Origin of the sequence: Ekhidna sp., from assembly GCF_965228795.1 — a bacterium.
Lineage (GTDB): Bacteria > Bacteroidota > Bacteroidia > Cytophagales > Cyclobacteriaceae > Ekhidna.
Genome location: NZ_OZ245839.1, coordinates 2,731,330 through 2,745,168, shown reverse-complemented (window position 1 = coordinate 2,745,168; position 13,839 = coordinate 2,731,330). Strand labels below are relative to the sequence as shown.

Here is a 13,839-nt window from a genome sequence, read left to right as displayed (position 1 = left end):
ATGTCAGTAACAGATATACAACTACAGGAAGATTTGACACATGACGATCACCACGATGATCACCATGAGCAGGGGTTTGTAAGCAAGTATATTTTCTCGACTGATCACAAGACCATCGCGAAGCAATTCTTGATTACAGGAATTTTCTGGGCATTGATTGGAGGGGGACTTTCTATCATATTCCGTTTACAACTGGGATTCCCGGAAATGAGCCTTGAATGGATGAGACCACTTTTGGGTCAATGGATTACTGAGGCTGGTAAATTGGATGCGGAGTTCTATCTCGCGCTAGTCACCATGCACGGTACCATCATGGTATTTTTTGTGTTGACCGCCGGCTTGAGTGGGACATTCTCGAATTTCCTGATTCCACTTCAGATTGGTGCTAGAGATATGGCCTCCGGATTTATGAACATGCTCTCTTACTGGTTCTTCTTTGCTTCCAGTGTGGTGATGTTCATTTCATTATTTATTGAAACAGGACCTGCAGGAGGTGGATGGACGGTTTATCCACCATTAAGTGCTCTTCCACAGGCTATCCAGGGCTCAGGACTAGGAATGACATTGTGGTTAGTTTCAATGGCACTATTTATTGCATCGTCACTTTTAGGAGGTATTAACTACATCACAACAGTGATCAACCTTAGAACGGAAGGCATGTCCTTCTCCAGATTACCGTTGACAATCTGGGCATTCTTTATCACTGCAATACTTGGACTACTTTCATTCCCGGTATTGTTATCAGCAGCTTTACTCCTGATCTTTGACAGATCATTCGGAACAAGCTTTTATTTATCAGAGATTTACATAGCAGGAGAGGCACTTCCTAATGTAGGTGGTAGCCCTATTTTGTATCAGCATTTATTCTGGTTCCTTGGACACCCAGAGGTATACATTGTAATTCTACCTGCTTTGGGTATCACCTCTGAAATCATCGCAACAAATGCACGTAAGCCAATCTTTGGATATAAAGCGATGATTGGATCAATGTTAGGAATTGGCTTCTTGTCATTCATCGTATGGGCACACCACATGTTTGTGACAGGAATGAACCCATTCTTAGGGTCAGTATTTACGATCCTTACATTGGTAATTGCGGTACCGTCAGCGATCAAAGCATTTAACTATATCACTACATTGTGGAAAGGAAATATCGTTTTCACGCCAGCCATGCTATTTTCAATTGGGTTGGTGTCCTTCTTTATTTCAGGAGGATTGACAGGTATTTTCCTTGGAAACTCAGTATTGGATATCAACTTGCACGATACCTATTTCGTGGTGGCTCACTTCCACCTGGTAATGGGAAGTGCATCATTCTTCGGACTATTGGCGGGTGTGTACCACTGGTTCCCTAAGTTCTTTGGACGAATGATGGATGACAGATTAGGTAAGCTTCACTTCTGGTTGTCATTTGTGGGTATTTACTTAGTATTCTTCCCGCTTCATTACATTGGTATTGCTGGTTTCCCAAGAAGATATTATTCCTTCACATCTTTCGAGACATTTAACATCTATGGTGATTTAAATGCGCTTGTAAGTATTGCAGCTATTTTAACTTTCGCTGCGCAATTCATCTTCTTATTTAACTTCTTCTACTCAATCTGGAGAGGAAGATTGGCACCAGCTAACCCATGGAAGTCTAATACACTTGAATGGACAACTCCACGATTCCCTGGACATGGTAACTGGGTAGGAGCAATACCTAAAGTGTACAGATGGCCATACGATTACAGTAAGCCGGGTGCAAAGGATGACTTTATTCCGCAGACTGTACCTTATTCACACACTCCTGAATCTAACCTTGAGCATGAAAACGAGCTAACTAAGGATGAAGATTTGACAGGAGTTGAGAAAGCTAATTAATCAAAAGAATTTTTTAAGAATCAATGCAATTACACTAGGATCAGTATTCGTGCTGATCCTTGTGGGAAGCATTGTTCGCGTCATGGGGGCCGGAATGGGCTGTCCCGATTGGCCTAAGTGCTTCGGATCATACATTCCACCAACTAGCGCTGAAGGTTTGCCAGAAAACTACCAGGATATTTTTAAAGAGCAACGGCTCACTAAGAATGAACGGCTGGCAAACATGTTTAGTAAACTCGGCTATGAAGAGTTAAGTAAGCAAATAACCAATGATCCCAACGTGCTGGTTGAGCATGAATTCAATGCGACAAAAGCCTGGATTGAATACATCAATAGATTGGTAGGTGTTTTAATCGGTTTGTTAGTCTTTCTGAACATGGTTTTATCCTTCTCTTTTCGGAAAAAATCTATTTGGATTCCATTTATGGGAGTGGCCATATTCATATTGACAGGTTTTCAGGGTTGGGTTGGATCTCTGGTGGTTTCTACCAATCTTCTTCATGGCTTTATTACGTTTCATATGTTATTGGCATTGCTGATTGTGGCACTGTTAATATGGATGAATGTGATGGTAAGAGATTTAAGTACAATCAAGCATCGTCCACTATTCATCGTTGGGTTATTAACCACACTTCTATTTATTCCTCAAATCATTTTAGGAACTGAAGTAAGAGGTGTAATTGATGATTTACTGATTTCATCATCCGGAAGAAATGAATGGGCTGATTATCTGTCTACTAATTTTTATATCCACAGATCTTATTCCTGGCTCATTTTAATAGGAGTGGTTAGCATGAATTATTATGCAAGAAAAACCAAAGAGCAATGGCTGATTAGTCGGACTATTCAGTTGATAATCTTAGTCTTTTTGGCCATGATCGCCGGAATAGCGATGGTGCGATTTGATTTTCCTTACTGGATACAACCTCTGCATTTAATTTTTGCTGTAGGCATTTTTAGCTTACTGTTTTACTTAACTTTGCGCATCAAATTGGTGAAATGAATACGACTGTTTCACATATCGATATCAATGCTGCCGTAAAGGCACGGGCTTATTATGAGCTTCTCAAACCACGTTTATCTTTTCTAGTGGTTTTTTCTTCCGGTTTTGGCTATTCATTAGCTAATCAGTCAGCGATTAACTGGATGAATTTTGCATTGTTCCTCCTGGCAGGATTTTTAGTCTCTGGCTCTTCTGTTACCATTAATCAAGTAATAGAGCAGAAGTATGATGCGATAATGAAACGAACAAAAAATCGCCCATTGCCATCCAATCGTATCTCTGAATCAGAGGCTATTTGGTTTAGTATTTTAACAGGCATAGCAGGGTTGGGCTTGATGCTGTTTGCAACAAACATGCTTGCTACAGTACTGTCGTTGCTTTCTTTGATTCTTTATGCCTTTGTTTATACACCACTTAAAAGAGTGGGATCTATTGCTGTTTTTGTAGGTGCTATTCCGGGTGCTTTGCCACCATTGATTGGGTGGGCTGCTGCAAGTGGAATATTGTCATATGAGGCAATGATCATATTTGGAATTCAGTTTATCTGGCAGTTTCCTCATTTCTGGGCTATTGCCTGGGTATCAGACGAAGATTACAAAAAAGCAGGTTTTAAACTTTTACCTGGAGGTGGGGCAAAAGATTTAAATACAGCCATTAACATAATGGTGTATACTTTGTTTTTATTACCACTGGGTTTGCTGCCAACTATTTTTGGATTAACAGGCCTAACCAGTGGAGTTGTAGCCACCATTTGTGGTGTTTTGTTTTTAGCTACAACATTCAGTTTAATGAAAGACACATCTAATCAAAAGGCCAGACGAATAATGTTCGGCTCATTCATCTACTTACCTATTGTGCAAATAACTTTTTTAATTGACAAGATATGACAGGAGAGATACAGGCTGGTAAGGTACGATCGATGCATCCACAAAAATTCGCCATGTGGTTGTTTTTGGTTTCAGTGATAATGGTTTTTATTTCATTATCGAGTGCTTACATTGTTAAAAAATCAGTAGGAGAGTGGGTATATATAGACTTTCCTTCGTTGTTTCAGATCACAACCGTAATTATTGTTTTGAGTAGTGTTTCCATGCATTTTGCATATATATCTGCAAAACGAAATAACATTAAGAATATACGAATAGGACTTGCTGTTACAGGTATTCTGGCAGTAGCATTTATTATAGGCCAATTAAAAGCGTGGGGACAATTAGTTGATGGTGGTTACCACTTTGTAGGTAATCCGGCAGGATCCTTCATTTACATCTTTACAGGATTACATGTTGTTCACCTGGTTGGTGCTGTAATTTTCTTGTTGATTGTGTTAGCAAAAGCATTTAAATATAAAGTTCATTCCAAGAGTATGGTACGAATTGAAATGTGTACTACTTTCTGGCATTTTCTTGGTGGACTTTGGTTGTATTTATACTTATTTTTGATTTTCAATAATTAAACCTAAAACCTAGAATAATGGCTGAATCGGCTGTAATAGTAGAAGAAAAAGGCAAGAATATCTGGAGAGGTGGCGTATCACCAATGAAGGCAAGCTATGGCAAACTGATGATGTGGTTTTTCCTCTTATCAGATGCCTTTACATTTTCCGCTTTATTGATCACATACGGACTGATCCGATTCAGTCACCCGGCCTATGAAGGTACGATAGCCGATTTTAAATTTTCACAAGAATATTGGCCGGTACCGGAGAAAGTATTTGAAGCATTCCCTGGAATGCACGCATTAGGTATTGAGAGTGCGCCATTGGTTTTCGTGGGTATCATGACATTTATCTTGATTGTAAGTAGTGTGACGATGGTACTTGCTGTTGAAGCCGGTGAGCGGATGGATCGAAAAGGAGTGGAGAAGTGGATGCTTTGGACCATTTTAGGTGGTTTAACTTTCCTAGGGTGTCAGGCATGGGAGTGGGCTCACTTTATCCACGGTTCTGATATGTCAATGAATGCAGTTGGTAATTTCATTCAAGGAGCAGGACTTACTCAAAACCAGTATGGTCCACCAAACTTTGCAGCATTATTCTTCTTTATTACTGGGTTCCATGGTTTCCACGTATTTAGTGGTGTGGTCATCAATTTCATCATCTTCTATCAGGCAACTGTGGGTGTTTTCGAAAAGAGAGGCCATTATGAGATGGTAGAAAAAGTCGGCCTTTACTGGCACTTTGTAGACCTGGTATGGGTATTCGTGTTTACATTCTTTTACTTAGTTTAATCGCATAATAGATATATCAAATGGAGCAGCAAACGCAACAAGTTGAGGTAAAGCCGGTAAATAAGGCGAAGGTGAAAAATTTCATCAAAGTGATGTTATACCTGGCAGCTATTACAGCGATTGAATTCGGTATTGCATTTACGGTACCTCACGAGCATAAGTGGGTAAGAATTTGGGTGTTTATCGCACTCACGATTCTTAAAGCTTATTATATCGTGGCAGAATTTATGCACCTTGGGCATGAGAATAAATCTCTTAAAATGTCTATTGTGCTTCCAATGCTTTTCGTAGTATTCTTTATCTTCATCATGATTTATCAGGGTGGAGCCATTCTTGAAGCGCTTTATTGAACTTGCGAAGTAAAGGATTAACTCGTCTCGTATTTTTCTTAGTATTTCTAATACCTGTTGCATGGTATCTGTTCCTGCAATTGTTCGGAAGCAATAGCTTTTATTTGAACCTGGTGGCAGAGATACCAAAGGATTGCCAGGGATATGATGATATAACTGTACTATCCAAATCAGATTCCTTATCAACTGTAGAAACTAATTACATGAATCGTGTGGTTTACGCTACAGAAAAAAGAGAAGTGAGCTTAATCTATATTGATGAAAATTATTTTGATTGTATCAATCAATCCGGTGTTGATTTAGTTCTTATTAATAGGAAAGGTGTTTGGGGTGGATACAACCTCAACCGTGAGGATGTGGATCGGTTAATAACAGAATTAGATATTTTAAAGCTTCAGGAGTCTTATGGCAAAGGAACTAGGAGATAATAATAATAAGGTCTATTTGAGGATCATTTACCTCATATCCATTCTTATTCCTTTGGTGGTTGCTTTTTTAATTCTGTTTCCTGCTAAGCTTTCGGTTGGTGGAGACTGGGTGAAAATGCTACCGGGACTTCATGCGATTGTTAATTCACTGACGGTAGTTACCTTAATTGCTGCTTTGGTATCGGTAAAGCAAGGAAATATCACACTTCACCGTTCATTTATGTTTGCTTCCTTGATGCTGGGCGTGCTCTTTCTCATTTCCTACGTTCTCTATCATTCAAGTGTAGAATCTGTTAAGTTCGGCGACCTGAATCACGATGGTTTGGTAGACGATAGTGAGTTGGCAGAGGTTGGAACTAGTAGGGTAGTATATCTCGTTATTTTGGCAAGTCATATTTTACTTTCAATACTTGTTGTTCCATTTGTTCTTTTTGCATTTTACTATGCGTTATCTGATCAGATTGAGCGACACAAAAAGATGGTAAAATTTACTTTTCCGGTCTGGTTGTATGTGTCCATTACAGGAGTGATTGTTTATTTCATGATTAAGCCATATTATTTTTAAGAAATGAAAAAGGCATTAACACTTGTTGTAGGTTTACTTATTCCAATGTTCAATTGGGCTCAGTGTGCCATGTGTCGCACGCAGATTAAAAACAATGTAAGTGCCGGAGAGACTTCAATGGCTGAAGGACTGAATAACGGAATTATGTACTTGTTCTTTACTCCATACATTGTAGTTTTTGCTTTGATTTTTCTATGGTATCGATACAGTAAAACAACAAAACGTGTCAGTCTTAACGAGCGTCTTAAAGGCTAAATGTCCCCGATGTAGGGAAGGTGAAATATTTACTCATTCTCACCTGAATCTAAAGAAGATGGCATCTATGCATACCAACTGCCCCAATTGTAATCTGAGATATGAGAAGGAGCCGGGAAACTTTTATGGCGCTATGTATGTAAGCTATGGTTTTTCTACCGCTATTTTCTTGATTACTGCTTTCGTGCTTTATCACTTTTTTAATGATCCTTCACTGAATGTGTACCTGGTTAGTATTCTAGTCGTAGCGCTTCTGCTTTTCCCTTTGAATTTCAGGTATTCGCGAGTGGTTTTTCTGTACCTTATTTGGAAGAGCTAGATACTGAATAAGGCTTGATTATTGTATATTCAGGGCTGTGAAGCATAAAATCTCATTAGGCTTACTTATAGGCTGTTTTGCAGCTTTGCTAATCAATCATTTTTTTGTTGATTGGAAATCATATACCAGGGAAAAGGCCCAGGAGAGCTTTAATAATCTAGTAGCATTTCAGTATGAGGATTTAATCAACTGGAAAAACAACGAACCAACAGATGAAGCATTCCGAAAGCGAACGATATGCAGGGGGCGTTTGGTTACCTGGAGTGATAACCGTCCTTTTGTATCGAATATTTCATCAGATACAATTCAAGCGATAGAGAATGAGCTTGGTGTTTTTATAATTCAGCAAATAGCTGAAGACAATTGCACGTATGTCTCTTGTCATCAGCTTTTGGAGCAATACTCAATAACCAATCAATATCTTGAGCAAAGTCTAAGTTCACTCCTTGACCAGGGAATCAATGGAATTTCGGTAACCAATCATAATGATTCTGGTCTGGTTCAATTTAAGGTGTCGGAGATGCCAAGCAGGCTGATAGATACAATCGTTTCGATTATTATTATTTGTTTGCTGATTGTAGAATACTGGCATTTCAGTCAGAGGAGTATACGATCATTTTGGATAGCCAACGCACTTTTGGTCGTGGCAAGGTATGCCACTTTGGAGTTTGATTTCTTTCAATGGGTTTTTAGGTATGACCTCTTCGATCCCGTCAAATACACATCTTCTGTGGTGAACCCTACTCTTGGCGATTTGTTGGTGAATTGCATTCTGTTGAACATATTCATATTCAGTATATCCAGGTATCTATCTAAGCTGTATAAATCCCGAAACTGGATTTTCGGCATCACCATGGTGAATACATTCCTTTCAGGTTTTGTCTTACATGTGGCCTGGACAATAATCAGTCATTCACAACTTTCGCTCGATGTAGGCCAATCTATTCGATTTGACCTGCTGAGAGCAGTAGCCTATATCTCGATTCTTTTAGCAAGCACCGGTTATTTTTACTTCACTTACCTCACGCTTAAATTGATTCGAAAGAGTAGGATGGTATCGGTGGCGATCATAGGGACACTGTGTGCTGCCATTCTAATGGGATTTCTTGATGTGCTTTCCATTACGTTTAGCGTTGTGCATGTCTCCGTATTGCTCATTTCCATTCGTTATGAATGGGGCAAATCATTCAAAGAATTCACTTATTCTAACCTGCTTTTTATTCTGATTGTAAGCCTTGGAATAGCCTCGGTTTTGGCCTTCTGTATTTATAAGTATGAAGAAGGTGCTGTTCTTGATGCAAAAAGAAAGTTTGCGAATTACCTTTTGCTAAAGCGGGATGTCTTAGGGGAATATTATCTTAATCAAACCATAACCAAACTGTCGACAGATGAAAATTTAGCGCTTATAGCCAGTGAGCGAAGCAGGAAAGTTCTGGAAGATCAGATCAGAAGTGAATTTTTAACTCCCTATTTCAATAAATACGATCTGGAAATTGTATTTCAGGATTATCAACAGTTAAAGCTTAATACAAGGTTCACCAGGGAGTATAGTCTTCTGACACCAGAGAATCAGTCTGACTATGAGAATATTTACTTTATTGATGAAGGAACCAATTATAAATATGTCTGTAAGATTAATGTAGGAGATCTTGTGGGATTAATCATCTTGCAATTAAAGAAGCGCGTACCTACCAGTGTTTACCCGGCACTATTGACAGACAATAAGTATTTCTCTGCTACCAATGACTTTGATTATGCAGTTTTTGCAGGGGATGATATTCTATTTCATCGCAGCAAGTTTGGACAGGGAGAGTGGCCACAGCAAGAGGATTTTGAACGAGAGCAACTCTATAAGGATGGAATTGAGAAAAATGGGAGGCACTACTATGGAATCAGAACCAATGATGGTCGTACGATTCTCATTATATCAGATAAGTATGAATCCAGGGATCGGTTAACCAATTTTTCTTTCTTCTTTTTGTTGTTACTCTTTTCATTCGGTGTGTTTAGTGTATTCAGTTCAATCATAGAGCACGGGTTTAAGTTAAACTTCACAGGTAAGATTCAGCTCTATTTAGGGTTGGCTTTTGTTTTACCACTGTTAGTAACCGGATTTGCATTGCTTAATACATTGAATACTTCCTACAGAGAGGAGATCAACCGTAGCTACATCAAGGAAGCCCTATACATTTCTGAGATTCTCTCAAACCAAATTGAAGAAGTAAACAATGAATTGGGAGCCTATCGGTTAGCTGAAATCAGCAGCTTCATTCAATCTGACCTGAGCTTTTACAATGAATCCGGATATCTGGTATCTACCAGTCAGCCGGAGATTTTCAATTTAAACCTACTGAGCAATCTTATCAATCCAATTGTATTTGAAGAGCTTGTCGTTAAAGAAAATCAAAGCCTGATTGCTGAAGAATCGGTTGGTAGTTTAGATTATAAGGTGTGCTATGCTGTTGTCAATACGATAGACAATCAAGTGGCCGGTTTCATTGCTATGCCATTCTTTGACTCTAAAAATCATCAGCAAAGGCAGCAAATCGAAGTGTTTGGTAACTTAATTACCATTTTTGGATTCATTTTTATTATCGCTATCGTATTCGGAAATGTAGTCTTAAATAACCTCTTACACCCACTTCGAATGGTAGCGGCCAAAATCAGGCGAGTAACCTTACAAGAGGTTAATAAGCCCATTGAGTATGAATCTTCAGATGAAATAGGATCGCTAGTTAAAGACTATAATCAAATGCTTGTAAAGCTTGAAGATAGCAAGCTGGCACTGGCTAAGAGTCAAAAAGAAACAGCATGGAAAGAGATTGCCAAACAGGTGGCGCATGAGATTAAAAACCCACTGACACCCATGCAGTTGAAAATTCAGCAGATGCTTCGAAAGCATGAGAATGGTTCCAAAGAGTATGAGACACTTACATCGCTATTAACACAAGTTGATACGCTTAGCCAGATTGCTGAATCATTTTCTGCATTTGCGGAGATGCCTGCTCCGGATAATCAGACATTTGATTGGGGTGACCTTGTGAAAGAGGTAGTGGAACTATATAGTACAGAAGATGCTCATTTCAGTATGGAGATTGATGAAAGCATTCATATTGAAGCAGACAAGGATATTTTCAGGAGAATATTGAACAACATTGTGTTGAATGCCATCCAGGCGGTAAGTGATACTCAAGCCCATATAGAAATTTCACTTAAAATGCGTTCCGGTAAAGGCGTACTTTCTGTTAGTGACAATGGCAAGGGAGTGCCTGATGAGTTAAAGGATAAGATATTCCTGAACTATTTTAGTACAAAATCAACGGGAAGTGGCATAGGTCTGGCACTAGCGAAAAAAGGAATTGAAAATGCGGGAGGCAACATTTGGTTTGAATCTAAGCAGGGTGATGGAACTACCTTTTTCATTTCTATGCCGATCGTTTCTGATTAGTATTGCACTTCTAATGAGTTTTGTCTCCAGCGGACAAAATCTGAAGTGTCGTTCCATACCTTCTAATTCAGAAGTCGTACTTGATTCAATGGTTATTGAGCCCGGGTCGATCTCTCTCGATTATCCCTACCAATGGAATGATTCTACAAATACCATCATTGTACAATCCAATCAAAAAGAAGTGGATGTTTGCTATAGGGTGCTTTCCATTTTATTAACACAGAAGTACCGCATTCGTAATCTGGAGGATTATGATGATACCAGAGAATTGGAAATCATCCAAGCTAAGACCCCCGGTGTAAGCAAAGAGGAATTGTTTGATTTTGGGGAAGTTCAAAAATATGGTGCTATCTCAAGGGGAGTTTCGTTCGGTAACCGACAAAATCTATTTGTTAATTCCAGCCTGAACTTACAAATGGATGGTAAGCTTGATGATAATCTCTTCTTATCCGCGGTGATCACCGATCAAAACATACCCTATCAACCGGAAGGCAATACCCAACAGATAAGGGATTTCGATAATGTATTCATCAAGCTGTATAATGATAATTTTGATGTTACAGCTGGTGATGTAGTATTACAGCAGCCTGATGATGCCGGTTATTTTCTTCGATATTATAAAAATGTTCAGGGTTTACAGGCAAGCTATAGGGGACAGTCTGGTAATTGGAAACATGAATCCAGGGTTTCAGGAGCATTGTCAAAAGGAAAGTTTCATTCAGCTATTTTGGATCCTATAGATGGCTTAAATGGTCCGTATAAACTTAGAGGGCCAAACGGTGAACGTTTTATTATCATATTGGCTAATTCTGAGAAGGTGTTTTTGGATGGCAAACTACTGGAGCGTGGTTTTGACAGGGACTATGTAATTGATTATAATCTTGGTGAGATCACTTTTAATAACCACATCATTATAACCCAATTCTCTATCCTAAGAGTAGATTTTGAGTATGCAGAGCAATTTTACAGTAGGTCTAACCTATCAGCTTATCAGTCTGTTTCGAATGACAAAGTCACACTTTTTACCAATTTTTATAGAGAACGGGACAACCCAAATAGTACACTGGGTTTTACCCTAAACCCCGATGACCTGAACCAACTACGAAACATTGGAGACAATATTGATCAGGCGTTTATTACGGGCTTTGATTCTGTAGCTTTTGCTGAAAGCAGAATTCTGTACGTTCGAAAAGACACCATTGATTTAGATGGTAATACTCAAACCATTTTTGAATTTTCCAGAAACGCTAATTCAGAGCTTTTCAGCCCTACCTTTTCAGATGTTGGTTTTGGCAATGGAGATTATATTTTAAGTCAAACAACGACCAATGGAAGAATATATGAGTGGGTTTCACCGGAAGAAGGTCAAAAGCAAGGGAATTATGAGCCCGGAGCATTTGTGCCGCTACCTAATAGTCGTCAAATGATCACTGTGGGAGGTGAGGTGAAGTTAAATGAATATGAGTCTTTTAGAGGTGAAGTCGCATTTTCCAATACAGATCAGAATCTATATTCTACCATCGATGATGAAGACAATGTAAGTCGGGGATATTATACCTCACTAAAGTCTAGTGGGCGCCCAGCCATATTTGAAAACTATCATTGGGTAGGAGAAATTTCAGTTGAATTCGATGAAGCAGATTTTTCATTTATTGATCGCTACCGACCGATTCTTTTTGACCGAGATTGGAATTATACAAGAAATCGGTCGGAGACTTCACAGGATATGATTCTCTTTATGAAAGCTGGAATAGCGAAAGATGAGAACAATCATTTCATAGCTACATCCAACAGACGTAAACGAGCTGAGTTTATTGACGGATGGCAGTATGGAGTGGACTTTAATCAGGAGGTAGATCATATTCGTTTGGTGTCCAATCACTTTCTTCTTTCGAATGATCAGCAGAATCGTGAGACAGACTGGGTGAGATCCAGGTCGGATGTAAGCTACCGTAAATGGAAAATCGCACCTGGTTATGTGTTTGACATGGATGAAAACGAAATTCAGCGTGGTGACAGTGTGGTAGGATCTTTGATGCATTACAAAGCCCATGAACTGTACTTGGTAAGTACCGATTCTTCGAGATCAAACTATCGAATTGGCTATCAAATACGAAACGATAAGCTTCCGCAAAACGGACAAATGGTAGATTACCTGTTCTCCAAGAACCTGAGGGCATCTTACAACTTCACCGGTCAAAACGGCTCTGTGACAACTGATATTAATTATCGTAAAGTAGAGGATAACCTTGAATTAAATCTTGGTCAGGATGAAGTGATCAATGGAAGGATCAACTGGATACAATCACTACTGGATAGAAGCTTTCGATCCAACTTTTCGTATGCTACAGGTAATAGTCGTGAATTGAGAAGAGAGTTCGTCTACCTGCCTGTGGCTACTGGTGAAGGCACGCATACATGGAGGGATACCAATGGAGATGGTATACAGGATCTAAATGAGTTTTTTGAAGCGATTAATCCGGATGAACGCAACTTTGTGAAGATATTCACCCCCACGGATGATTACATCACTTCCTTTCAAACCTTTTATTTACATACGATTGATGCCCGGTTTCCATCCAATTGGAGAATGCAGGAAGGGGTAAAGCAATTCGTTTCCAAATTCTCTGCCAATGTGAATTTCAATATCAATTATAAGAAAACCTCCGAATCTTATGCAGATCGATTGAACCCATTTAGTGTTGATTTGGAGGATCCAATGTTGATTTCAGCTCAAAATGGTAAGAGATATACATTCTTCTTTAATAGAAATGGGAGAGGGTTTGCCGGTGATTTAACTTATCAAACATCTGACAACAAACAGCTTTTAGTTCAAGGCTTTGAAACACGAGAAAAGTCAGAATGGGTTACGAATGCCAAAGTGGATCTTAGCTCCGAGTATACCTTCAGGGTTACATCTACACTTGGAAATTCCTTAAACCGTTCTGATTTTCTGGACTCTAGAAATTTTGAAATTGTTAGTTATTCCTATAGACCTCAACTGATATGGCAGCCAAGTAACGTATTTCGCGCAATTGCTAGCCTCGAGCGAAAAACCAAGCGAAATGAATTTGTAGAATCATCTTCAGAGCAGGCAAACTCTTCTGTGTATACAGGCGAAATAACATGGAATCAGGCAGGTAAAGGATCACTTCGCGGTACATTCTCCGTAGTTCAAATAGATTTTGAGGGAGACGAATCTTCATACCTCGGCTATCTTTTGTTAGATGCCTTGCAGCCCGGCACCAATCAAACCTGGCAAATCAATTGGCAGCAGAAAATCACACAGGGAATGCAGTTGTCATTAATTTATAATGGAAGAAAATCGGAAGATACGGCTGCTATTCACACGGGAAATGTTCAGGTCACTGCCTTTTTCTAG

At 39.2% G+C, this 13,839-nt stretch carries 12 protein-coding genes; all 12 read left to right on the top strand.

All coding sequences use genetic code 11. The features are described from left to right. The 12 genes from ACQK2H_RS12250 (at window position 1) to ACQK2H_RS12195 (ending at window position 13,839) form a co-directional block, all read left to right on the top strand. A complete protein-coding gene (locus ACQK2H_RS12250; RefSeq protein ID WP_425391729.1) occupies window positions 1–1,863 on the top strand; it encodes a cytochrome c oxidase subunit I in 1,863 nt (620 codons plus the stop codon). Continuing rightward, the gene (locus ACQK2H_RS12245; RefSeq protein ID WP_425391728.1) at window positions 1,847–2,866 is read left to right on the top strand and encodes a COX15/CtaA family protein; all 1,020 of its coding nucleotides are present in this window, start codon (window positions 1,847–1,849) and stop codon (window positions 2,864–2,866) included. Before ACQK2H_RS12250 ends, ACQK2H_RS12245 begins: the two co-directional genes overlap by 17 nt. Further along, complete coding sequence (gene cyoE / locus ACQK2H_RS12240; RefSeq protein ID WP_425391727.1) at window positions 2,863–3,753, top strand: heme o synthase; 891 nt, start codon at window positions 2,863–2,865, stop codon at window positions 3,751–3,753. The genes ACQK2H_RS12245 and cyoE overlap by 4 nt, the downstream gene beginning before the upstream one ends. Next, window positions 3,750–4,319, top strand: a complete 570-nt coding sequence (locus ACQK2H_RS12235) for a cytochrome c oxidase subunit 3 (protein WP_425391726.1) — start codon at window positions 3,750–3,752, stop codon at window positions 4,317–4,319. Before cyoE ends, ACQK2H_RS12235 begins: the two co-directional genes overlap by 4 nt. A 17-nt stretch (window positions 4,320–4,336) precedes the next feature. Next, window positions 4,337–5,092 (top strand): cytochrome c oxidase subunit 3, encoded by a 756-nt coding sequence (locus ACQK2H_RS12230; protein ID WP_425391725.1) that lies wholly within the window; start codon window positions 4,337–4,339, stop codon window positions 5,090–5,092. A gap of 20 nt (window positions 5,093–5,112) precedes the next feature. Continuing rightward, entirely contained in the window at window positions 5,113–5,442 is a 330-nt protein-coding gene (locus ACQK2H_RS12225; protein ID WP_425391724.1) for a cytochrome C oxidase subunit IV family protein, read from the top strand. Between the two features lie 113 nt (window positions 5,443–5,555). Continuing rightward, window positions 5,556–5,870, top strand: coding sequence for a hypothetical protein (locus ACQK2H_RS12220; RefSeq protein ID WP_425391723.1), 315 nt, complete (start codon window positions 5,556–5,558; stop codon window positions 5,868–5,870). Continuing rightward, on the top strand, window positions 5,848–6,435 hold the full coding sequence (locus ACQK2H_RS12215; RefSeq protein WP_425391722.1) for a DUF420 domain-containing protein: 588 nt from the start codon (window positions 5,848–5,850) through the stop codon (window positions 6,433–6,435). Before ACQK2H_RS12220 ends, ACQK2H_RS12215 begins: the two co-directional genes overlap by 23 nt. Window positions 6,436–6,438: 3 nt before the next feature. Beyond that, entirely contained in the window at window positions 6,439–6,690 is a 252-nt protein-coding gene (locus tag ACQK2H_RS12210) for a hypothetical protein (protein ID WP_425391721.1), read from the top strand. Window positions 6,691–6,748: 58 nt separating this feature from the next. After that, window positions 6,749–7,009, top strand: coding sequence for a DUF983 domain-containing protein (locus ACQK2H_RS12205; RefSeq protein ID WP_425391720.1), 261 nt, complete (start codon window positions 6,749–6,751; stop codon window positions 7,007–7,009). A gap of 37 nt (window positions 7,010–7,046) precedes the next feature. Next, the gene (locus tag ACQK2H_RS12200; RefSeq protein ID WP_425391719.1) at window positions 7,047–10,457 is read left to right on the top strand and encodes a sensor histidine kinase; all 3,411 of its coding nucleotides are present in this window, start codon (window positions 7,047–7,049) and stop codon (window positions 10,455–10,457) included. Next, a complete protein-coding gene (locus ACQK2H_RS12195; RefSeq protein ID WP_425391718.1) occupies window positions 10,375–13,839 on the top strand; it encodes a hypothetical protein in 3,465 nt (1,154 codons plus the stop codon). The genes ACQK2H_RS12200 and ACQK2H_RS12195 overlap by 83 nt, the downstream gene beginning before the upstream one ends.

What these genes read in the sequence shown, in the direction of transcription:
- ACQK2H_RS12250 (WP_425391729.1), top strand. Translation starts at nt 1, where the DNA reads ATGTCAGTAACAGATATACAACTACAGGAAGATTTGACACATGACGAT.
- cyoE (WP_425391727.1), top strand. Translation starts at nt 2,863, where the DNA reads ATGAATACGACTGTTTCACATATCGATATCAATGCTGCCGTAAAGGCA.
- ACQK2H_RS12235 (WP_425391726.1), top strand. Translation starts at nt 3,750, where the DNA reads ATGACAGGAGAGATACAGGCTGGTAAGGTACGATCGATGCATCCACAA.
- ACQK2H_RS12230 (WP_425391725.1), top strand. Translation starts at nt 4,337, where the DNA reads ATGGCTGAATCGGCTGTAATAGTAGAAGAAAAAGGCAAGAATATCTGG.
- ACQK2H_RS12225 (WP_425391724.1), top strand. Translation starts at nt 5,113, where the DNA reads ATGGAGCAGCAAACGCAACAAGTTGAGGTAAAGCCGGTAAATAAGGCG.
- ACQK2H_RS12215 (WP_425391722.1), top strand. Translation starts at nt 5,848, where the DNA reads ATGGCAAAGGAACTAGGAGATAATAATAATAAGGTCTATTTGAGGATC.
- ACQK2H_RS12210 (WP_425391721.1), top strand. Translation starts at nt 6,439, where the DNA reads ATGAAAAAGGCATTAACACTTGTTGTAGGTTTACTTATTCCAATGTTC.
- ACQK2H_RS12205 (WP_425391720.1), top strand. Translation starts at nt 6,749, where the DNA reads ATGGCATCTATGCATACCAACTGCCCCAATTGTAATCTGAGATATGAG.
- ACQK2H_RS12195 (WP_425391718.1), top strand. Translation starts at nt 10,375, where the DNA reads ATGCGGGAGGCAACATTTGGTTTGAATCTAAGCAGGGTGATGGAACTA.